The organism is Pseudomonas sp. PS01299, assembly GCF_029960145.1.
GTDB classification, from domain to species: domain Bacteria; phylum Pseudomonadota; class Gammaproteobacteria; order Pseudomonadales; family Pseudomonadaceae; genus Aquipseudomonas; species Aquipseudomonas putida_A.
This window is the reverse complement of sequence record NZ_JASCPO010000041.1, coordinates 17,500-38,191: the sequence shown is the minus strand read 5'-3', so window position 1 is coordinate 38,191 and position 20,692 is coordinate 17,500. Positions and strand designations below refer to the sequence as shown.

16 protein-coding genes are annotated in these 20,692 nt (G+C 61.4%); all 16 read left to right on the top strand.

The window, feature by feature from the left end; genetic code table 11:
* Window positions 1–72 precede the first annotated feature (72 nt).
* Window positions 73–972: a DUF6402 family protein gene (locus QMX91_RS10285; protein ID WP_282412666.1), complete on the top strand. Its 900-nt coding sequence runs from the start codon at window positions 73–75 to the stop codon at window positions 970–972.
* A gap of 79 nt (window positions 973–1,051) precedes the next feature.
* Window positions 1,052–1,438 carry a hypothetical protein gene (locus tag QMX91_RS10280; RefSeq protein WP_223007033.1) on the top strand — a complete coding sequence of 129 codons (387 nt, stop codon included), beginning with the start codon at window positions 1,052–1,054 and terminating at the stop codon, window positions 1,436–1,438.
* A gap of 7 nt (window positions 1,439–1,445) precedes the next feature.
* Complete coding sequence (locus QMX91_RS10275; RefSeq protein ID WP_115988605.1) at window positions 1,446–1,868, top strand: hypothetical protein; 423 nt, start codon at window positions 1,446–1,448, stop codon at window positions 1,866–1,868.
* Window positions 1,869–1,937: 69 nt separating this feature from the next.
* On the top strand, window positions 1,938–3,725 hold the full coding sequence (gene tssF / locus QMX91_RS10270; protein ID WP_282412665.1) for a type VI secretion system baseplate subunit TssF: 1,788 nt from the start codon (window positions 1,938–1,940) through the stop codon (window positions 3,723–3,725).
* On the top strand, window positions 3,689–4,696 hold the full coding sequence (gene tssG, locus QMX91_RS10265) for a type VI secretion system baseplate subunit TssG (RefSeq protein WP_041071592.1): 1,008 nt from the start codon (window positions 3,689–3,691) through the stop codon (window positions 4,694–4,696). The genes tssF and tssG overlap by 37 nt, the downstream gene beginning before the upstream one ends.
* A gap of 11 nt (window positions 4,697–4,707) precedes the next feature.
* Window positions 4,708–7,365, top strand: coding sequence for a type VI secretion system ATPase TssH (gene tssH, locus QMX91_RS10260; RefSeq protein WP_282412664.1), 2,658 nt, complete (start codon window positions 4,708–4,710; stop codon window positions 7,363–7,365).
* Between the two features lie 10 nt (window positions 7,366–7,375).
* On the top strand, window positions 7,376–8,896 hold the full coding sequence (locus tag QMX91_RS10255; protein ID WP_098966303.1) for a sigma 54-interacting transcriptional regulator: 1,521 nt from the start codon (window positions 7,376–7,378) through the stop codon (window positions 8,894–8,896).
* Between the two features lie 333 nt (window positions 8,897–9,229).
* Entirely contained in the window at window positions 9,230–9,370 is a 141-nt protein-coding gene (locus QMX91_RS10250) for a hypothetical protein (RefSeq protein ID WP_003229566.1), read from the top strand.
* 18 nt (window positions 9,371–9,388) lie between these two features.
* Complete coding sequence (gene tagH, locus QMX91_RS10245) at window positions 9,389–10,582, top strand: type VI secretion system-associated FHA domain protein TagH (RefSeq protein ID WP_225136799.1); 1,194 nt, start codon at window positions 9,389–9,391, stop codon at window positions 10,580–10,582.
* 5 nt (window positions 10,583–10,587) lie between these two features.
* Window positions 10,588–11,088 carry a type VI secretion system lipoprotein TssJ gene (tssJ, locus tag QMX91_RS10240; protein ID WP_007962325.1) on the top strand — a complete coding sequence of 167 codons (501 nt, stop codon included), beginning with the start codon at window positions 10,588–10,590 and terminating at the stop codon, window positions 11,086–11,088.
* Window positions 11,089–11,090: 2 nt separating this feature from the next.
* Window positions 11,091–12,422, top strand: coding sequence for a type VI secretion system baseplate subunit TssK (tssK, locus tag QMX91_RS10235; protein ID WP_007962327.1), 1,332 nt, complete (start codon window positions 11,091–11,093; stop codon window positions 12,420–12,422).
* Between the two features lie 5 nt (window positions 12,423–12,427).
* Window positions 12,428–13,303, top strand: a complete 876-nt coding sequence (icmH, locus tag QMX91_RS10230; RefSeq protein ID WP_003229559.1) for a type IVB secretion system protein IcmH/DotU — start codon at window positions 12,428–12,430, stop codon at window positions 13,301–13,303.
* Between the two features lie 13 nt (window positions 13,304–13,316).
* Window positions 13,317–16,856: a type VI secretion system membrane subunit TssM gene (gene tssM / locus QMX91_RS10225; protein ID WP_282412663.1), complete on the top strand. Its 3,540-nt coding sequence runs from the start codon at window positions 13,317–13,319 to the stop codon at window positions 16,854–16,856.
* On the top strand, window positions 16,856–17,584 hold the full coding sequence (locus QMX91_RS10220) for a PP2C family serine/threonine-protein phosphatase (RefSeq protein ID WP_027610389.1): 729 nt from the start codon (window positions 16,856–16,858) through the stop codon (window positions 17,582–17,584). The genes tssM and QMX91_RS10220 overlap by 1 nt, the downstream gene beginning before the upstream one ends.
* Complete coding sequence (locus QMX91_RS10215; RefSeq protein ID WP_098966298.1) at window positions 17,581–18,582, top strand: serine/threonine-protein kinase; 1,002 nt, start codon at window positions 17,581–17,583, stop codon at window positions 18,580–18,582. Before QMX91_RS10220 ends, QMX91_RS10215 begins: the two co-directional genes overlap by 4 nt.
* A gap of 28 nt (window positions 18,583–18,610) precedes the next feature.
* Entirely contained in the window at window positions 18,611–20,665 is a 2,055-nt protein-coding gene (locus QMX91_RS10210) for a type VI secretion system tip protein VgrG (RefSeq protein WP_282412662.1), read from the top strand.
* Window positions 20,666–20,692 lie beyond the last annotated feature (27 nt).

Here is a 20,692-nt window from a genome sequence, read left to right as displayed (position 1 = left end):
GTAAGCGCTTCGACTTCAAGTGTCCGATCGAGGTTATGGACGAGGTGATGCAGGAAGCTATGGCTATGCGGCATGATGCTCCAGCTTCAATTCAATAACCGTGTTGCACTCAGCTCCTGTAACCGCCCAGATATACCTGATGCGATGGATAAGATGAAGTGGCCAGTTGCTGCGAAGCTGATGCGCCATTGGTTTGATGGCAAGCCATGGCCAACTGCCGATGGTGCGATGAGTAAAGAGGTCAAAGACCATATTGCTCTTGCTGACATCGCCTACGTAAATGACACCATCGTAAAAATGGCCTGGTTGGAAAAGTTTGAACCTGCGAAAGCTGTCATTGAAGAGCTTAAGTCAGCCTGGGATAATCCTGCAGGCCGCAATAATATAAGCAAGAAGATTAAAGATAAGTATCTTGGCTCGGCGCCGGGTGTCTATCCTTTTAAGTTTGCGAGCGCCAGGAAGGTTGAAGAGTTTGGATACAGTAATAATCGAGCAGTTAAATTCGGTCTAATAGAGAAGACTGATGAATTGCGAGCTGCGCTGGCAAACTTTAACGTCCGTGTATTTCCAGAAGGAAAGCTGGTTATTTCCGTAGACAGCATTCAACTGTTTGTAGAGCGAATTGGGTTTTACGCTGAGGATGCCTATGACTTCAATGACGCACCGGATGACAATTTCAGTCAGCCATTGGGGTTCTGGAACTTCGATGGTATAGCCAACCCGGCCTATGCGGCCACTGCAAATGCCGGTGCGGCGCAGATGAAGTCAGACATCGCTTCAAATCCCTATATCAGTGCAGAAGATTCTCAGGCGATGTTTCGGGAAATAGAGAACTCGCGTTATTTCTATATTACGAATTCTCATTTTGTAAAATATCGGACGGAATTTAAAAAAGGCGGTGATTTCCAGGTTTTGTCTGATGTTCAATATCAGAATGTTCCCGTGACAGTTATTAATGTTTGGAATAAATGATGCGCATTTTCTGCTCATATACAATCGCTGTCGAAGTGGGTGTGGCGAAAGAATGACTACGCTTAAAAGGAAATGGCTAGTGCCTATCAGTTTGCTCTTGGCGTTGATTGCATTGATCGTTTATTGCGTAAGCGCAATGCTAGGGTATCCTGCAAGTACAACTACAGCTAGCCCCTCGGGTCGCTACACAATTGAGAATGTGCGTGTCGGCAGGATCTTCATGCTTGGCGGTATGGCGTATTTAAGAGTTGTCGACTCAAAAGAACCAGGAAAGGTATATCGAACCCCGTTGTATGATACTCAGTCATTGGATATGCGCACATTCGAAGATGATACTGAAGTTGGAATTACTTGGATCGCCTTCGAAAAGAAAGATAAGACTTTTATAATCTCCATGCCGCAATGGGAAGAAAGTTGGCTGAATATTTTCATCAGTAATACACCCTACGAGATTCTGGAAAATTGATAGCAGTATGAACAGCTACGTTCGTCTCACCCTATGCTTATTAATCCACGCCCTCGGATGCGTGGCTTATGCATTTTTGAATGACGCGGTTGTGCATGCTTACAGGCTTTTTAACGGCGGATTTACCTCCCATGGTGTCGCCATCGGCATTGCGAGTTACGCACTGTTTTACATTTTTCTGGGCGTCAACCTGATCGTTGCGCTGATTCCAGGTCTGGTCGCCAAGCTGGCCATCCTTTTTCTGATGGTGGGCTTCATCCTGCTCTGGATGCTACCCGACAACCCGTTAAGAGCCCTGTTTTACGGCGTAGCTCAAGGCTGCGTCACGTTGCTGGCGATCCTCACCACTCAAGTCATCGAGTTGCGTTGGGCTTTGCGAAACATCGCAGGTCGCATTCAGCCAAGTCAGCCTGCAGGTGCAATCCAATGACCAGGTCGGACATCCAGCGTAATCCGCAGGACAGTTATTCCATGCGATCCACTACCAGGCAGGTAACCCGTGTCCTTTAACCACTACTACCAAAGCGAACTCACCGCACTGCGCCAGTTGGGCCGCCGTTTCGCCGAGCGTAGTCCGGCGTTGGCGCCGTTCCTGGGCCAGGCCGGGCGGGATCCGGATGTGGAGCGGTTGCTGGAAGGCTTTGCGTTCCTCACCGGGCGGCTGCGGCAGAAGCTCGATGACGAGCTGCCCGAGCTCAGCCATTCGCTGATGCAACTGCTGTGGCCGAACTACATGCGTCCGCTGCCGGCGTTCAGCATTCTGCAGTTTGATCCGCTGAAGCGTTCGGGGCCGGCGCTGGTGGTCGAGCGCGATACGCCGATCGAAAGCAAACCGATCGAAGACGTGCGTTGCCGCTTCCGCACCTGCTACCCGACGGAAGTCCTGCCGTTGGACTTGGCCGCGCTGAACTACTCGGTGAAGGGCGACGGCTCGCTGCTCAGCCTGCGTCTGGAAATGAGCGCCGACGGCCACCTCGGTGAGCTGGAACTGAGCAAACTGCGCCTGCATTTTGCCGGCGAGCGCTACATCAGCCAGATGCTCTACCTGAGCCTGCTGCGCAACCTGGAAGGCATCGAGCTGATCCCGCTCGACAGCGCCGGCAAGCCAATCGATGGCGTGGCCGGCAAGCCGATGGCGTTCAAGATTCCCGGTGACCGGGTCAAGCCGGTGGGCTTTGCCGAAGAAGAAGCGTTGATCCCGTATCCGCTGAACACCTTCCGTGGCTATCGCTACCTGCAGGAATACTTCGCCTTCCAGGACAAGTTCCTGTTCGTCGACGTCAACGGTCTGGACATTCTCAAGGCGCTGCCGGAAGACACGCTCAAGCAGATGCGCGGCCTGGAGCTGCGTTTCGATATACGCAAGAGCGGGATCATGCGCATGCGGCCGACCCTGGATAACGTGAAGCTGTTCTGCACGCCGATTGCCAACCTGTTCGCCCACGACGCGCTGCCGATCCGCCTCGATGGCAAACAGGATGAATACTTGCTGCTGCCGGCGGAATACGATCTGGAAAACTGCGGTGTGTTCTCGGTGGAAACCGTGACCGGCTGGAAGCCCGGCGGCCTCGGTTATCAGGAGTACGTGCCGTTCGAATCCTTCGAGCATGACCCGAGTTTCGACGTGCCCAACAGCCGTCCGCATTACAGCATCCGCCAGCGTTCGTCGTTGCTGCATGACGGCCTCGACACCTACCTGAGCTTCGGCATCCGCCACACCGAAGCCCACGAAACCCTGTCGATCGAGCTGATCTGCACCAACCAGAACCTGCCGCGCAAGCTCAAGCTCGGCGACATCTGCATGGCCTGTGAAGAGACTCCGGAGTTCCTCAGTTTCCGCAACATCACCCCGGCCACGTCGAGCTTTGCGCCACCACTGAACCGTGACTTCCTGTGGAAGCTGATCAGCAACATGTCGCTCAACTATCTGTCGCTGGCCGACGTCAACGCGTTGAAGGTGATTCTCGAAACCTACGACCTGCCGCGCTACTACGACCAGCACGCGGAGAAGGTCAGCAAGCGCCTGCTCGGCGGCCTCAAGCACATCAAGCACCACCACGTCGACCGGCTGCACCGTGGCTTGCCGGTACGCGGTCTGCGCACCGAACTGACCATCGACCCGGAAGGGTATATCGGCGAAGGCGACCTGTTCGTTTTCGCCTCGGTTCTTAACGAGTTTTTCGCGCTTTACGCCAGTCTCAATTCGTACCACGAGCTGCGGGTAAAAAGCACACAGGGAGAGGTGTACCAATGGACACCACGTATGGGCCTGCAGCCCCTGCTTTAAGCGGGCTGACCAAGGTAATACGCGAGTACTCGCTGTTTCAGGCCGTGCTGCTGGTGATCGACCGGCTGCGCGAGGCGCACCCGTACCTGAGCGAAGACGATCTGTACGATCAAGTGGAGTTCCAGGCCAACCCGAGCCTGGGCTTTCCGCGCAGCGACGTCGATCGCGTGGAGTTTTTCGAAGAGCACGGGCAGATGCGCGCGCGCATGCGTTTCAACCTGATCGGCCTGGTCGGCTCCGGTTCGCCGCTGCCGGCGTTCTACGGCGAACAGGCCTTGGGCGACAGCGAGGACGGCAACCCGACGCGCAACTTCCTCGACCTGTTCCACCATCGCCTGCAACGACTGATGCTGCCGATCTGGCGCAAGTACCGCTATCGCGCCAGCTTCCAGAGCGGCGCGATCGACCCGTTCTCCTCGCAGCTGTTCGCGCTGATCGGTCTGGGTGGCGACGAGATCCGCAAGGCCAAGGAGCTGAACTGGAAACGCCTGCTGCCGTACCTCGGTTTGCTCAGCTTGCGCGCGCACTCCGCGGCGCTGATCGAAGCCGTGCTGCGTTACTACTTCAAACACGAAGACCTGGTCATCGAGCAGTGCATCGAGCGTCGCGTGGAGATCCTCGACGAGCAGCGCAACCGCCTCGGTCGCGCCAACAGCCTGCTCGGTGAAGACCTGGTGCTGGGCGAGCGGGTGCGCGACCGCAGCGGCAAATTCCGCATTCACATCACCGAACTCGACTGGGAGCGATTCCACGAATTCCTGCCGATCGGTTTCGGTTACCAGCCGCTGTGCGCGCTGGTGCGGTTCACCTTGCGTGACCCGCTCGATTACGACATTCGCCTGGTGCTGCGCCCGGAAGAAATCCGCGAACTGCGCATTGGTGAGAAGAACGACTGTCGCCTGGGGTGGACCAGTTGGCTGGGCTGCGAAAAAGCAGACGGCGTGGTCACCCTGGGCAGCAAAATTCATTAAGGACGTGAGCCATGATCAACGTAGACCTGCAACAACTCATCCAGGCGCTGGACGCCGAAACCCGTCGCGATCTGGAGCGTTCGGCCGAACGTTGTGTGGCCCGTGGTGGCAGCAAGATCCTCGTTGAAGACCTGCTGCTGGGGCTGCTGGAGCGTCCGAACGGCTTGCTGTCGCGCGCCTTGCAGGATGCGGATGTCGATGCCGGTGAACTGAGCGCCGCACTGCAATCTCGTGTTGAACACAGCGCCTCGCGCAACCCGGTGTTCGCCCCGGAACTGGTGCAGTGGCTGCAAGACGCGCTGCTGGTGGCGAACCTTGAACTGGGCCAGACCCAGGTCGAAGATGCCGCGCTGATCCTTGCGCTGCTGCGCAACCCGATGCGCTACGCCGGCAGCCGTTATCAGCCGCTGCTCGCCAAGTTGAACATCGATCGCCTGAAGGAATTTGCCTTGTCGCAACAGGAGCAACCGGCGGCCAACGGCAAGCCAGCGGCGCAGGGCGAGTCGCTGCTGCAGCGCTTCACCCACAACCTGACCCAGCAGGCCCGCGACGGCAAACTCGACCCGGTGCTGTGCCGCGATGGCGCGATTCGGCAGATGGTCGACATCCTCGCGCGTCGGCGCAAGAACAACCCGATCGTGGTCGGCGAGGCTGGCGTGGGTAAGACCGCCATCGTCGAAGGCCTGGCCTCGCGCATCGCTGCCGGTGAAGTGCCGCAGGTGCTCAAGGGCGTCGAGCTGCTGTCGCTGGACATGGGCCTGCTGCAGGCTGGCGCCAGCGTCAAAGGTGAGTTCGAGCGTCGCCTCAAAGGCGTGATCGACGAAGTCAAAGCCTCGCCGAAACCGATTATCCTGTTCATCGACGAAGCCCACACCCTGATCGGCGCTGGCGGCAATGCCGGCGGCTCCGACGCGGCCAACCTGCTGAAACCGGCGCTGGCTCGCGGTGAACTGCGCACCATCGCCGCCACCACCTGGGCCGAGTACAAGAAATACTTCGAGAAGGACCCGGCGCTGGCCCGTCGTTTCCAACCGGTGCAGTTGCACGAACCGACCGTCAGCGAAGCGGTGACCATCCTCCGTGGTCTGGCGCAGGTCTACGAGAAGAGCCACGGCATCTACCTGCGGGATGACGCGGTGGTCTCCGCTGCCGAGCTGTCGGCCCGCTATCTGGCCGGTCGCCAACTGCCGGACAAAGCCGTCGACGTGCTCGACACTGCGTGCGCTCGGGTGCGCATCAGCCTCGCCGCTGCCCCGGAAAGCCTCGAACGCCTGCGTGGCGAACTGGCCGAAGGTGGCCGTCAGCGTCAGGCCCTGCGTCGCGATGCCGAGGCCGGTCTGCTGATCGACCACGAAGCGCTGGATGCGCTGGAAGCGCGGCTCGACGAGGCGGAAAGCGAAATGGTCGCGCTGGAAACCCTGTGGACCGAACAGAAGCAGTTGGCCGAGCGCCTGCTGGAACTGCGTCAGCAACTGGCCAAGGCCCGCGAAGCTGCCGCTGTCGAGCCGACTGTCAGCGTTGAAGAAGACGCCGAAGGCACCGTGATCGAAACCATCGCCGCCGAGGTCGAGGAAGGCCAGAGCGTCGAAGCGCTGGAAGCCGAACTGCACCAGACCCACAGCGCCCTGACCGCTGCGCAGGTCAAAGAGCGTCTGGTCAGCTTCGAAGTCTGCCCGCGTCTGGTGGCCGAAGTGATCAGCGCCTGGACCGGCGTGCCGCTAGCGCAACTGGCCCGCGAGCACAACGCCAAGGTCGCGAGTTTTGCCACCGACCTGCGCACGCGCATCCGCGGTCAGGAACAAGCCGTGCACGCTCTGGATCGCTCGATGCGCGCCACTGCCGCCGGCCTGAACAAACCTGATGCACCGGTCGGCGTGTTCCTGCTGGTCGGCCCGAGCGGCGTCGGCAAGACCGAAACCGCGCTGGCCCTGGCTGACCTGCTGTACGGCGGCGACCGTTTCATCACCACCATCAATATGTCCGAATTCCAAGAGAAGCACACCGTATCGCGTCTGATCGGTGCGCCACCGGGCTACGTCGGTTACGGCGAGGGCGGCATGCTCACCGAAGCTGTGCGCCAGAAACCGTACTCGGTGGTGCTGCTCGATGAAGTCGAGAAGGCCGATCCAGACGTGCTCAACCTGTTCTACCAAATCTTCGACAAGGGCGTGGCCAACGACGGCGAAGGTCGCGAGATCGACTTCCGCAATACCTTGATCCTGATGACCTCGAACCTCGGTAGCGACAAGATCAGCGACCTCTGCGAAGACGGCGCCCGCCCGACCGCCGAGCTGCTTGAAGAGACCATTCGCCCGGTGCTGAGCAAACACTTCAAACCGGCGCTGCTGGCGCGGATGAAAGTGGTGCCGTACTACCCGGTCGGTGGCCCGGTGCTGCGCGAGCTGATCGAGATCAAGCTCGGTCGTCTCGGCGAGCGCCTGAACCGCCGTCAGCTGGATTTCAGCTGGTGCCAGAACCTCGTCGATCACCTGTCCGAGCGCTGCACGCAAAGCGAAAGCGGTGCGCGCCTGATCGACCATCTGCTCGATCAGCACGTGCTGCCGCTGGTGGCCGATCGCTTGCTCGATGCGATGGCCACCGGTGAAAGCCTCAAGCGTGTGCATGCCACGCTCGACGGCAACGCCAGCGTGACGTGCGAGTTCGCCTGAGGTGGGTGTGATGTTCACTCAAGTGCCGCAGCCACTGGTCTATGCCGAAGCCTTGCTGGCGCAGTTCGCCAGCCTGTCGCGCGCGGCGGACGGTGCTGCGCTGCTGGGTGACTTCGTGCGTGGTCTGGCTGAGCTGAGCGGTTGCGAATTGACCCAGCTGTACCTGCTCGACGCCACCCACACCTGTCTGGGGATGAACGCCGAATGCCTCGACGGCGCGCTGCAACCGCGCGCCGCCACCAGCCTGCCGGCGGACTACAACGGTGAGCAGCTGCTGCAGTTTGCCCTGTGCCAGAACCGCGTGGTCTGCCTCGATGATCTGGGCGCCAGCCTGCACGAAACCAGTTTCCTGCCGGCCACCGCTGGTGCCTGGCAATCGCTGCTGTGCGTGCCGCTGGTCAATCAGCATAAGGCGGTTGAAGGCCTGCTGCTGTGCGCCAGTCGTCGTCACGTCGACCTGCAGGGTTTTGCCGATTCACTCGGCCAGCTCGGCTCGTTCGTCCTTGGTCAGTTGCACTTGCTGCAGCGTCTGCGCCAGCCGCCGGCCGAATCGGCCACGGTGGCGCGCAGTGTGCCGAGCATCAACGGCTATGGCCTGATCGGCAAAAGCGCCGCCATGCGCCAGACCCATTCGTTGATCAGCAAAGTCCTGCACAGCCCGTACACCGTGCTGCTGCGCGGCGAGACCGGCACCGGCAAGGAAGTCGTGGCCCGGGCGATTCACGATTGCGGCCCGCGCCGCTCTCAGGCGTTCATCGTGCAGAACTGCGCGGCCGTCCCGGAAAACCTGCTGGAAAGCGAGCTGTTCGGCTATCGCAAAGGCGCCTTCACCGGCGCTGACCGTGACCGCGCGGGGCTGTTCGATGCGGCCAACGGCGGCACGCTGTTGCTCGACGAGATCGGCGACATGCCGCTGTCGCTGCAAGCGAAGATTCTGCGGGTGTTGCAGGAGGGCGAGATTCGCCCGCTGGGTTCCAACGACACGCACAAGATCGATGTGCGCATCATCGCCGCGACCCACCGCGATCTGTCGACGCTGGTCAGCGAAGGCAAATTCCGCGAGGACCTGTATTACCGACTGGCGCAGTTTCCGATCGAGCTGCCGGCACTGCGTCAGCGCGAAGGCGACATCCTCGAACTGGCTCAGCACTTCGCCGAGAAGACCTGCGCGTATTTGCAGCGTGATCCGGTGCGCTGGTCGAGCGCGGCGCTGGAGCACCTGTCCGGTTACACCTTCCCCGGCAACGTGCGCGAACTCAAGGCACTGGTCGAACGCGCGGTGCTGTTGTGCGAGGGCGGCGAGTTGCTGGCCGAGCATTTCTCCCTGCGCATGGAGCCGATGCCCGAAGACCACAGCGGCCTGAATCTGCGCGAACGCCTGGAAAAAGTCGAACGCACGTTGTTGCTCGACTGCCTGCGCAAGAACGACGGCAACCAGACCCTCGCTGCCCGCGAACTGGGCCTGCCACGCCGCACGCTGCTCTACCGCCTCGGGCGCCTGAATATCAATTTGGGTGACTTCGATGGTTGATCTGAACCTGGCTCTTGCCGTTTGCACAACTCCTGTCTTGAAGGGCTTCTCTGTGGCGAGGGGATTTATCCCCGATCGGCCGCGCAGCAGCCGTAATCCAGCAAACGCGGTTCTCCTGAAAGAACCGGTAATCAGGTTTTGGGGCTGCTTCGCAGCCCATCGGGGACAAGTCCCCTCGCCACAAATTGCTCACTTGCCACAGGAGGTGCGTACGCCTCGGTGGTCTGGCTCAAGGCCCCGATGTAGAGCCTTAGAGACCACTCAAAGAATTAATTTCAGCGCCGCCCGCAAGGGTCGGCGCTTTGTGCTTTGTCTACCCCTGGAGACCCTCTGATGTCTGTTCGTCACTGGCACGCTGTCCTGCTGACCCTCGTCGTTCTATGCGGCCTTGGCGGCTGTAGCGGCAATTACAAATTCAACGACAACGACTATCGCCCGTTGGGTGATCCGCAAGCGGTCAATCGCGGCAAGTGACCGCAAGGAGCATCAAACATGGAACTGGTTTTCGAAATGCTGAACACCAAGCAGTTCGTGCCCACCGAGTTGTGCCAGAAGACCTTCAAACAGGCTGGCGGCGTGATCGGGCGGGGCGAGGACTGCGACTGGATCATTCCTGACCGCAAGCGTCACCTGTCCAATCACCACGCGATTGTCAGCTACCGCGAAGGCACGTTTTTCCTCACCGACACCAGTAGCAACGGCGTCCAGGACGGCGGCAGCGGCGCACGCCTGCACAAGGGCGAACCGGTGCGCATCGAGCACGGCAGCACCTACGTGCTCGGTGACTTCGAGATTCGTGCGCGGCTGGTGCGTGACCCGGCGACCTTCGACGGTGAGGTCGGCCGTCCGCGTGCCGCCGGCAGCATCATTCCGGACGACGCCTTCCTCGACCTCGATCCGTTGAACGCGATCGAACAGCAGGAGCGCGTCTATTCGGAAATCGACGAACTGTTGGCCCCGACCGCCAAGCCCGAGGACTCCCGTCAGCGTGCCGACTACGCGCGCATCGACATGGAAAGCCTGATGGTGCCGGAGCTGATCGCCCCGGTTGAACCCGAGCCAGCTCCGGCCCCGAAAGCCGTCGAGCGGCAGAGCGAAGGTTTCTGGGAGCATTTCGGTGCGGCGCTGGGCGTGGATGTTAAAGGCCTGGATCACGACGCTCGCGAAGCGCTGGCGCTGAACGCTGCGCGGCTGCTGCGCCAGAGCATCGGCGGACTGCAGCAGAGCCTGCGCACCCGTTCGGAGCTGAAAAACGAACTGCGTCTGGCCCAGACCACCGTGCAAGGTACCAACAAGAACCCGCTGAAATTCGCCGTCGATCCGAGCGAAGCGCTGGAGATTCTGTTGCAGCCGCACAAGCCAGGGCACTTGCCGGCCGAGCAGGCGATCTCCCGTGCATTCCGCGATCTGCAAGCGCATCAGGTCGCGCTGCTCACCGCCAGCCGCGCCGCCGTGCGCGGCACCCTGGAGCACTTCTCGCCAGAGCAGTTGACCCTGCGTTTCGAGCGCGACAACAAGCCGTTGATCGCCACCTCGGGCGGACGCTGGAGAGCGTTCGGCCGTTACCACCAGGCCCTGCGTCAGGACGATGACTGGAGCGAGCGTCTGCTGGCCCGCGATTTCGCCCAGGCCTACGAAGAACAGATCCGCCTGATCTCCACCCTCCACACCGACCACCAAGGATGATGCGCATGTCTCGCCGCTCGACCGCTTTTTTCAAGACGCTGACTGCGCTCACCGTGCTGGTGCTGCTCGCCGGTTGCTCGTCGCTGTCGCCGTACTCGAAAGTGACCAAGATCAATTTGAAGCTGACCGGCAGCGATCAGCTCAACCCGGACCTCAACGGCCGTCCTTCGCCGATCGTCGTGCGCCTGTTCGAGCTCAAGCACCCGGTGACCTTCGAGAACGCTGATTTCTTCAGCCTCTACGAGCGCGCCAAGGAATCCCTCAACCCGGATCTGGTGGCCAGCGAAGAACTCGAACTGCGCCCGGGTGAAACCGTGGAAATGAAACTCAGCGTGGAGGAGGGCAGCCGCTACGTCGGTGTCCTCGCTGCGTACCGTGATCTGCCGGAAACCAAGTGGCGCTACACCGTTCAGGTCACCCCGCTGGAGCTGACCGAGGCCGATCTGACCCTGGATCAGGCCGGGATCCGCAACACCCATGAAGCGCTCGCCAAGGCGGATGACTGAACATGAATACCCATAAAGTCATTTGGCAGGAAGGCATGTTGCTGCGGCCGCAGCACTTCCAGCACAACGATCGCTATTACGATCACCAGATGAAAACCCGCACCCAGTTGCTGGGTGGCTACACCTGGGGTTTCCTCAATCTGGAGATCGACCTGCAGTTCCTCAACATGGGCAAACTGGTGATCAGTGCCGCCTCGGGGATCCTGCCGGACGGCAGCCTGTTCGAACTCGGCGGCAACACCGAGCCGCTGGCGCTGGACGTGCCGCCGAACACCGGTAACACGCCGATTTACCTGGCGCTGCCGTTGGTCACCGGTAACCACATCGAAGCGCGCCGCCCGGAGCAGTCCGACGTGCTCGCACGTTACACCGCGTACGACGCCGAAGTGGCTGACTCCAACGCCGGCGACGATTCCGCCAGCCAGGTCAGCTGTGGCCGCCCGGACTTCAAACTGTTGCTCGGCGAGCAGCAGAGCGATCAGGCCTACGTGAAGCTGAAGATCTGCGACGTGCTCGACACCACGCCGGACGGCGTGATCAGCCTCGATCCGGATTTCGTGCCGACCTACATCCAGGCTCATGCTTCCAGCTATCTGCTGTCGTGCCTCAAAGAAGTCATCAGCATGCTCAACCACCGGGGCGACACGATTGCCGAGCGGATCCGCTCCAACGGCAAGGTCGGCGGCGCGGAAGTCGGTGACTTCATGATGCTGCAACTGATCAACCGTACCGAACTGCTGCTGCGCCACTACCTCGGTCTGGAGCAGGTGCATCCGGAAGAGTTGTACCGCACGCTGCTGACCATGCTTGGCGATCTGGCGACCTTCTCCAGCGACAGCAAGCGCCCGCGTCTGGACAGCCGCTATTCCCACGCCGATCAGGGCGCGAGCTTCCGCAAACTGATGGAAGCGATTCGTCAGGTGCTGTCGATGGTGCTCGAACAGCACGCTATCGAACTGATCCTGCAAGCGCGTCAGTACGGCATCATCGTGTCGCCGTTGCACGACCACAAACTGCTCGGCTCGGCATCGTTCGTGCTGGCGGCAAGTGCCAACTGCGACTCCGAAGAACTGCGCCACCGCTTGCCGGCGCACCTTAAGGTCGGCCCGGTGGAGCGTATCCGCCAACTGGTCAACCTGCACTTGCCGGGGATCAAGGTCAAACCGTTGCCGGTGGCCCCGCGGCAGATCGCGTTCCACTCGAACAAAACCTACTTCATCCTCGAACTCAGTTCCGAAGACCTGGCGCAACTCGAGCGCTCCGGCGGCTTCGCGTTCCACGTGTCCGGCGAATTCGCCGAGCTTGAACTGAAATTCTGGGCCATCAGGAACTGACCGACATGATCAAGGAAACGGATTACAACCAGGACGACAAAACCGTCCTGCTCGATCGTCAGGGCCACGGACCGGCAGCCAGTCCGCTGACCGACTTCGCCGCGCCGCCGCGCTTCGAGCAACTGGAAGAACGGATGATCTACGCCGCGCGCCTGCGCCCGGCGGAGGCGTTCAACATCAGCCTCAATTCGCTGGTGGCGGCGTCCTCCGAACTGCTCTCGGAAGTGGTGCGCCTCAAGCACAGCGAAACCCGCGAAGACCTCTACGCGCTCAACGAGCGCCTGACCGCCGGGCTCAAACTGTTCGAAGTGCGCGCCCTGCACAACGGCGCCGAAAGCAGTCAGGTGATGGCCGCCCGTTACGTGCTCTGCACCGTGGTCGACGAAGCTGTAGTGACCACGCCGTGGGGCAACGAAAGCGAGTGGTCGCAGATGAGCCTGCTCAGCAGCTTCCATAACGAGACGTTCGGTGGCGAGAAGTTCTTCCAGCTGCTCGATCGGCTGTCGAAGAACCCGGTCAAGCACCTGCCGATGCTTGAGCTGATGTACCTGTGCCTGTCCCTCGGTTTCGAGGGCAAGTACCGCGTGCAGGCCCGTGGCATGCTCGAACTCGAAGGCATCCGCGACGCCCTGTACCGGCAGATCCGTCAGTTGCGTGGCGACGTGCCGCGCGAGTTGTCGCCGCACTGGGAAGGCCTCAACGACCAGCGCCGCAACCTGGTGCGCATCGTGCCGGCGTGGATGGTGGTGCTGTTCACGCTGGTCTGCCTGGTGGTGATGTATTCGGGCTTCGCCTGGGTCCTGGGCGAGCAGCGCGACACCGTTCTGCAACCTTATCAGCCGCTTGATCCGGCCGCGGTGCAACCGCAGTCGCAGCCGTAAACAGGGACGTGTGATGAAAAAGTTTTTCAAGAAAGTCGGCGCCTTCCTGCGCCAGACCTGGGTCTGGACTCTGCTGCTGGTGCTGTTCGTGGCGCTGCTGGTGTGGTTCGTCGGTCCGTTGTTGGCGGTGGATGACTACAAGTTCTGGGAAAGCGCGACCTCGCGTCTGCTGACCATCGCCGTGCTGTTCCTGATCTGGGGCCTGACCATGGTCTTCGTCAGCTGGCGCGCGGGCATCCGCAAGAAAGCCGTCGAAGAAACCGAAGATGGCCAGGATCGCATCCGTCGTGACGAGCTGATCGAAGAAGAGCAGAAAGAGTTGAAGGCGCGCTTCAAGGACGCGCTGAAAACCCTGAAGACTTCGAGCCTGTATCGCGGCCGCAGCGAACGCTGGCGCAACGATTTGCCGTGGTACCTGCTGATCGGTCCGCAGGCTTCCGGCAAGACCAGTCTGCTGGACTTCTCCGGGCTGGAATTCCCGATCAACAAGATCGACCGCAAGCTGACCCGTGACACCCTCGGCACCCGTCATTGCGACTGGTACTTCGCCGATCACGGTGTGCTGATCGACACCGCCGGGCGCTACACCACCCAGCCGGACGCGGAAGTCGACGGCAGTGCCTGGACCACCCTGCTCGAACTGCTGCGCAAGCGTCGTCGCGGGCGTCCGTTGAACGGTGTGCTGGTGACCATTCCGGTGGAATCCCTGATCGGTGGCAGCGAGCAGGACATCGACACCCTGGCGCGCCAGGTGCGCGGTCGTCTGCAAGACGTCTATCAGAAACTGCACGTCGATGTGCCGGTGTATCTGGTACTGAGCAAGGCGGACAAGCTGCTCGGTTTCGACGAGTTCTTCGATCAACTGACCCGCGAAGAAAGCGATCAGGTGCTGGGCACCAGTTTCCGCAAGGATCAGGTCGGCACCGACGTCGCGGTACTGCGCGGCGAATTCGAAGAGCTGCTGCGGCGCCTGAACAATCAGGTGATCATGCGCATGCACTCCGAGCGCGATACCCAGCGCCGTGGCCGCATCCTCGACTTCCCGCATCAACTGGGGCAGATCGGTGAGCGCCTGTGCCTGTTCGTCGACATGGCGTTCACTGGCAACCGGTATCAGCGCGCGTCGCTGCTGCGGGGTTTCTACCTGACCAGCGCTCCGCACCTGACGCAGGAAATGGACGCAACCACCGCCGGCATCGGCGCCAACCTCGGCATGAATGCCGGTGTGCTGCCAACCCTGCGCAGTGGCCGTTCGCGCTTCATCCATCATCTGTTCAGTCGGGTGATTTTCCCCGAGTCGGATCTGGCCGGCCTCGACAAGCGCGAACGCAGCCGTATCCATTGGGGTCAGCGTGCGTTGTACGTTGGCGCACTGGCGGCACTGGCGCTGTTCGGCATGCTCTGGGCCGGTGGTTTCTCGGCCAACTATGAGCGTCTGGAAAACCTGCGCACGCTGGCGCAGAACTGGACTCAGCAGCGTTCGGCGCTGACCCCGCGTGATGATGCGATGGGCGTGCTGAAAACCCTCGACACCAGCTATGCCGCAACTCAGGTGTTCCCGAAGAAAGGCGACGTTTCGTACCACGAGCGTGGCGGTCTGTATCAGGGCGAAGACGTCAATCCGGTGGTCAAGCAAGCCTACGAACATGAGCTCGAAGCGCAATTGCTGCCACGGGTCGCGACGATGCTCGAAGGGCAGATCCGCGCCAACATGAAGGACCGCGACAAGCTGCTCAACAGCCTGCGTGCGTACCTGATGCTGAACATGAAAGACCGTCGTGACGCCGTGTGGCTCAAGGACTGGGTCGCCACTGACTGGTCGCAGCGCTACACCGGCAACACCGCGGTGCAGAATGGTCTGAACACTCACCTTGAGCGCCTGCTGAAGCAGCCGTTCATCTACCCGCTGAACGATCAACTGGTGACTCAGGCACGTCAGGTGCTGCGCGCCGAATCGCTGGCCACCGTGGTTTACCGCATGCTCCGCGAGCAGGCGCGCAACCTGCCGGAGTACCGTTTCAGCCAACACCTCGGCCCGCAAGGCTCGCTGTTCATCGGCACCGAATACGTGATCCCGGGCTTCTACACCCAGCAGGGTTATCAGCAGTACTTCTCGGTGCAGGGTTCGGCGCTGGTCACCGACATCCTGCGTGACAACTGGGTGCTGGGCGAAGGCGCGGGCATCAGCGACATGGACTTGCGTCGCCTGATGGTCGAGCTGGAGCAACTGTACTTCCGCGACTACGCCAACTACTGGAGCGAAGCCGTTGGCCAGGTGGCCTTGCCGCCGATCAGCGACGCCGGTGAAGGCGCCGAGCAACTGGCGGGCCTGACTTCGGCCAACTCGCCGGTGCTGGCGTTGCTCACTGAAGTGCGCGAGAACACGCGCTTCCCGGCCGCTGCCGATCCGGTGGATGAGGCCGGTGATGCCGCCGATGCACTGGCCGGGCAGAAGGGCAAACTGGGCAAGGTCGGCAAACTGGCCTCGGCTGTCGCCGACAAGGCTTCGGCGATGGCCGTGGCGAAAAGCCTGCCGGACACCGCGAAGAAGTCGCTGCAACGCCGCTTCGAGCCGCTGCACCGTTTGCTCGATGACAACAACGGCCCGGCCGCTGACCTGACCCCGGCCATCAGCGCGCTCAACGACCTGCAACTGCAACTGTCCGGTCTGGCCCGTTCCAGCACGCCGGAACAAGCCGCGTTCGAAATGGCGAAAACCCGCATGAGCGGCCAGCGTGATGCGCTGACCAACCTGCGTGCGGCCTCGGGTCGCCTGCCGCGTCCGCTGAGCGTGTGGTTCAACGTGCTGGCCGAAGACTCGTGGCGCCTGGTGCTTAACGACGCTTACCAATACCTGAACGGCCGTTATCAGAGCGAGCTGTACAGCGTGTATGGCAAGACCATCAACCAGCGTTACCCGTTCAGCGCGTCGAGCACCAGCGACGTGGCGATCAGCGATTTCCGCGAGTTCTTCCGGACTCAAGGCACCATCGACCGCTTCTTCGACAGCTACATGCGTCCATTCGTCAGCGGTGATCCGGGCAACTACCGGATGCGCAGCGTCGACGGTCGCAGCCTGCCGGTGTCCAAGGTCTTCCTCGACCAGATGGCGGCTGCACTGAACATTCGTCAGAGCTTCTTCTCGATCAACCCGGCCGAACCGACCGTGCAGTTCAAGCTTGAGCCGTACACCCTTGATCCGGCCGTCAGCCGTTCCGAGTTCAAGTTCGGCGACAAGACCATGGAATACCGCCACGGTCCGATCCTGCCGATGAACTTCAAGTGGCCGACCGATGCTGAAGACGGTCGCACCAGCCTGGTCATGGACAAGATGGCCGGCCGCCCGATCGGCATCGAGAAGAACTCCGGCCCGTGGTCGCTGTTCCGTCTGTTCGACCTGATGCAGACCGAGTACCTGACCGGTCGCGACGTGCTGGTGCTGAAAGCCGATGTGGGTGGCCTGCGCGCCAACTACCTGCTGACCAGCCAGCGCACGCCGAACCCGTTCGACATGGGCGTGATGCGCACCTTCCGTATGCCGGTGCAGCTCTGATGCTGGTGGCCAGTCCCTGGCGCAGCGCGGCGCGTACCGACCCGGGCAAGGTGCGGGCGCGCAACGAAGATGCCTTCCTCGACTCGCCACAGCAGGGGCTGTGGGTGGTCGCGGACGGCATGGGCGGTCATCAGGGTGGCGACATCGCCAGCCAGCTGATCGTCGCCAGCCTGGCTGAACTGCCGCAGCACGAGGACTTCGACGAACGCCTCAAAGCCATCCGCCAGTGCCTGCACTGGTTGAACCGGCGCTTGGGGCAGGAGTTGACGGTCACCGCCGGACGCCACGACAGCATCATGGGCAGCACCGTCGTGGCGCTGCTGGTGGAGGGCAATCGCGCGGCCTGCATCTGGGCTGGCGACAGCCGTTGCTATATGTGGCGCGGGCAGCGGCTGTATCAGCTGTCCAAGGATCATTCGCTGCAACAGCAACTGATCGACGAGCAACAGATGAGCGTCGAACAGGCGGCAGCGCACCCGGCGGCTCAGGCCTTGACCCGAGCCGTCGGTGCGGCCGAACAGCTGACCCTGGATGTCCTCGAACTCGAGGTCTATCCGGGCGATGCGTTTTTGTTGTGCAGCGATGGTTTGTATCAGGGCCTGAGCAGCGATGCCCTCGGCAACGCCCTCAGCCTCAGCGCGCCGCACGTGGCGCTGGAACGTCTGTTCGACGGCGCCCTGCGTGGCGCCGCCCGGGACAACCTGACTGCCGTGGTGATCCGCCAATGACTGAAATCGAATCCTCAGTCGATGATTTGCTGATGAGCGAAGAGCAGGCCAGCAACCTGACCTACTTCGCCTTCGCCAAGGCAAACAACGCCGAGCCGCTGCTGGCGCCGACCAAGGCCAGCATCGGTGCACTGCCGGACGTACTCGCCGGCCGCTACCACCTCGAGCGTCTGCTCGGGGCGGGCGGCATGGGCGCGGTCTATCGGGCGCGAGATCTGCTGCACGAACAGTTCGGCGATCCCGACCCTTACATTGCGCTGAAAATCCTCAGCGAAGAATTTGCCGAATCGCCGGACGCCAGTGCCTTGCTCTACAGCGAGTTCGCCCTGACCCGACGCCTGCGCCACGACAACGTCGTGCGTGCACACACTTTTGAAGTCGACACTGACTGCCAGCGGGCCTTCATCACCATGGAATACATGCGTGGCCTGACCCTGGACAAATTGCTCTGCGAGCGGCCCCTCGGCCTGCCGTGGAAAGAAACGCGCGACATCGCGCTGCCGCTGCTCGATACGCTGGCCTACGCCCACCGTCGCGGCGTGCTGCACGGTGACATGAAACCGAGCAACGTCATGCTCAGCGAAGACGGCCTGCGCCTGTTCGACTTCGGTCTCGGTCAGGCAGACGAGGGCGTGTTGCCCGGCCTGCCGCACCTGAGCCGCGAGCGTTTCAACGCCTGGACCCCGGGCTACGCCGCCCCCGAACTGCTTGAGGGCCAACCGTTGTCGGCCAGCGCGGACGTGTACGGCGTGGCCTGCGTGATCTATGAACTGGCGAGCGGCAAACACCCGTTCCGCCGCTTGCCCTCGACCCAGGCCCGCGACGAGCACCTGGAGCGCGAGCTGCAAGCCCCGGCGAACTTACCGAAACACGGCTGGCCAGCGCTGCGAACCGCGCTGAGCTTCAATGCGGCAGAACGCACCGTCACTGCCCAACAATTGCGTGACGCCTTGGGCGCCACTTCGTCCTGGCTGCAACGGTTGCGACTTCGGGCGTAACGGACGACATTCGAACAGGGAGCGCTTTATGTTCAACCCAGCTAACGAAACCCACTTCAGCCTCAAGGTCGAAGACTACGTGGGCGACCTGCAAGTGCTGTCGTTCACCGGCACTGAAGGCATCAGCCAGCCGTTTCGTTTCGACCTCGAACTGGTCAGCGAAAACCCCGATCTGGATCTGGAAAAGCTCCTGCACAAACAGGCGTTTCTCGCATTCGATCCACAGGGCTCGGGCATTCACGGCCAGATCTACCGCGTCGCCCAGGGCGATGCCGGCAAGCGCCTGACCCGCTACAAGGTCTCGCTGGTACCGCAACTGCAATACCTGCATCACCGCACCAACCAGCGCATCTACCAGCAGATGTCGGCGCCGAAAATCATCGCGCTGATCCTCGACGAACACGGGATCAAGGGCAACGCCTACAGCTTCCAACTGAGCCAGCCGTGCCCGGATCGCGACTACTGCGTGCAGTACGACGAAACCGACCTGCACTTCGTCCAGCGCCTGTGCGAAGAGGAGGGTATCCATTACCACTTCCAGCACAGCGAAAAAGGCCACCTGCTGGTGTTCGGCGACGACCAGACCGTGTTCCCCGATCTCGGCCAGCCGACGACCTACGTACAGGGCAGCGGCATGGTCGCCGAAGAACCGGTGATCAAAGGCTTCAGACTGCGCCTGGAAACCCGCACCAGCCGCACCACACGCCGCGATTACGATTTCGAAAAACCGCGCCTGCAAATGGAAGCGGCGTACAAACCCGATGGCGCTTCCGACAGCGAAAACAGCGAACCGGATCTGGAAGACTACGACTACCCGGGCCGCTTCATCGACCGCGCGCGCGGCAAGTTTCTCAGCCAGCGCGCCCTCGAACGCCACCGCGCCGACTACCGCCAGGCCGAAGGTCGTGGCGACCAGACCAAACTGGTCAGCGGCCACTTCATGGCCATGTCCGACCACCCGCGCAGCGAGTGGAACGACCTGTGGCTGCTCACCGAAATCTTCCACGAAGGCAAACAGCCGCAAGTCCTCGAAGAAGGCGTGACCAGCGACACCACCGACAACAAGGACGACTTCCACCAGGGCTACCGCAACACCTTCCTCGCCACCCCGTGGGACGTGTTCTACCGCCCCGCGCTCGAACACCCGAAACCGCGCGTGCTCGGCAGCCAGACCGCCATGGTCACCGGCCCCAAAGGCGAAGAAATCCACTGCGACCAATACGGCCGCATCAAAGTGCAATTCCACTGGGACCGCGAAGGCCTCGCCGACGACAAAACCAGCTGCTGGCTGCGCGTCTCCAGCTCCTGGGCCGGCGACCGCTACGGCGCGATCAGCATTCCGCGCATCGGCATGGAAGTCCTCGTCACCTTCCTCGAAGGCGACCCCGACCAACCCCTCGTCACCGGCTGCCTGTACCACAAGGAAAACCCGGTGCCCTACGCCCTGCCGGCAAACAAAACCCGCAGCGTCTTCAAAACCCTCAGCTCCCCGGGTGGCGGTGGTTACAACGAACTGCGCATCGAAGACAAAAAAGGCGCGGAGCAGATCTACATCCACGCTCAGCGCGACTGGGACGAAAACATCGAGCACGACCAGAAGATTCGCGTCGGCAACGAACGCCACGACACCGTGGTGAAGAACACCTACACCGAACTGAAGGCCGAAGAACACCGCACGACGATTGCCGACCGCAAGGTTGAAGCGAAGCTGGATGATCACCTGACGGTTGGACAGAACCAGCATGTGAAGCTGGGCACGGCGCAGCTGACCAGCGTGGGGAAAGAGATACACCTCAAGGCTGGGGACAAGATTGTTATTGAGGCGGGGACAGAGCTGACCATTCTTGGGGGTGGGAGCTTTATCAAGCTTGATGGCGGTGGGGTGACGGTGGTTGGGCCGGTGATCAAGATCAATGCCGGTGGCTCGCCGGGGAGTGGGACCGGGATAGGGATTAAACCGCCGGTGCTGTCGGGGGCGGCGGATAAGGATAAGGCGGGGAGTTTGATGGATCAGGCGTTGTTGAATGCGTCTGAGGAAAGGACCAAACGCAAACCGAAGCGCATGCTCAATTTTTCCGGGTAAGACATCGACGGCAATCCATGCCACCAG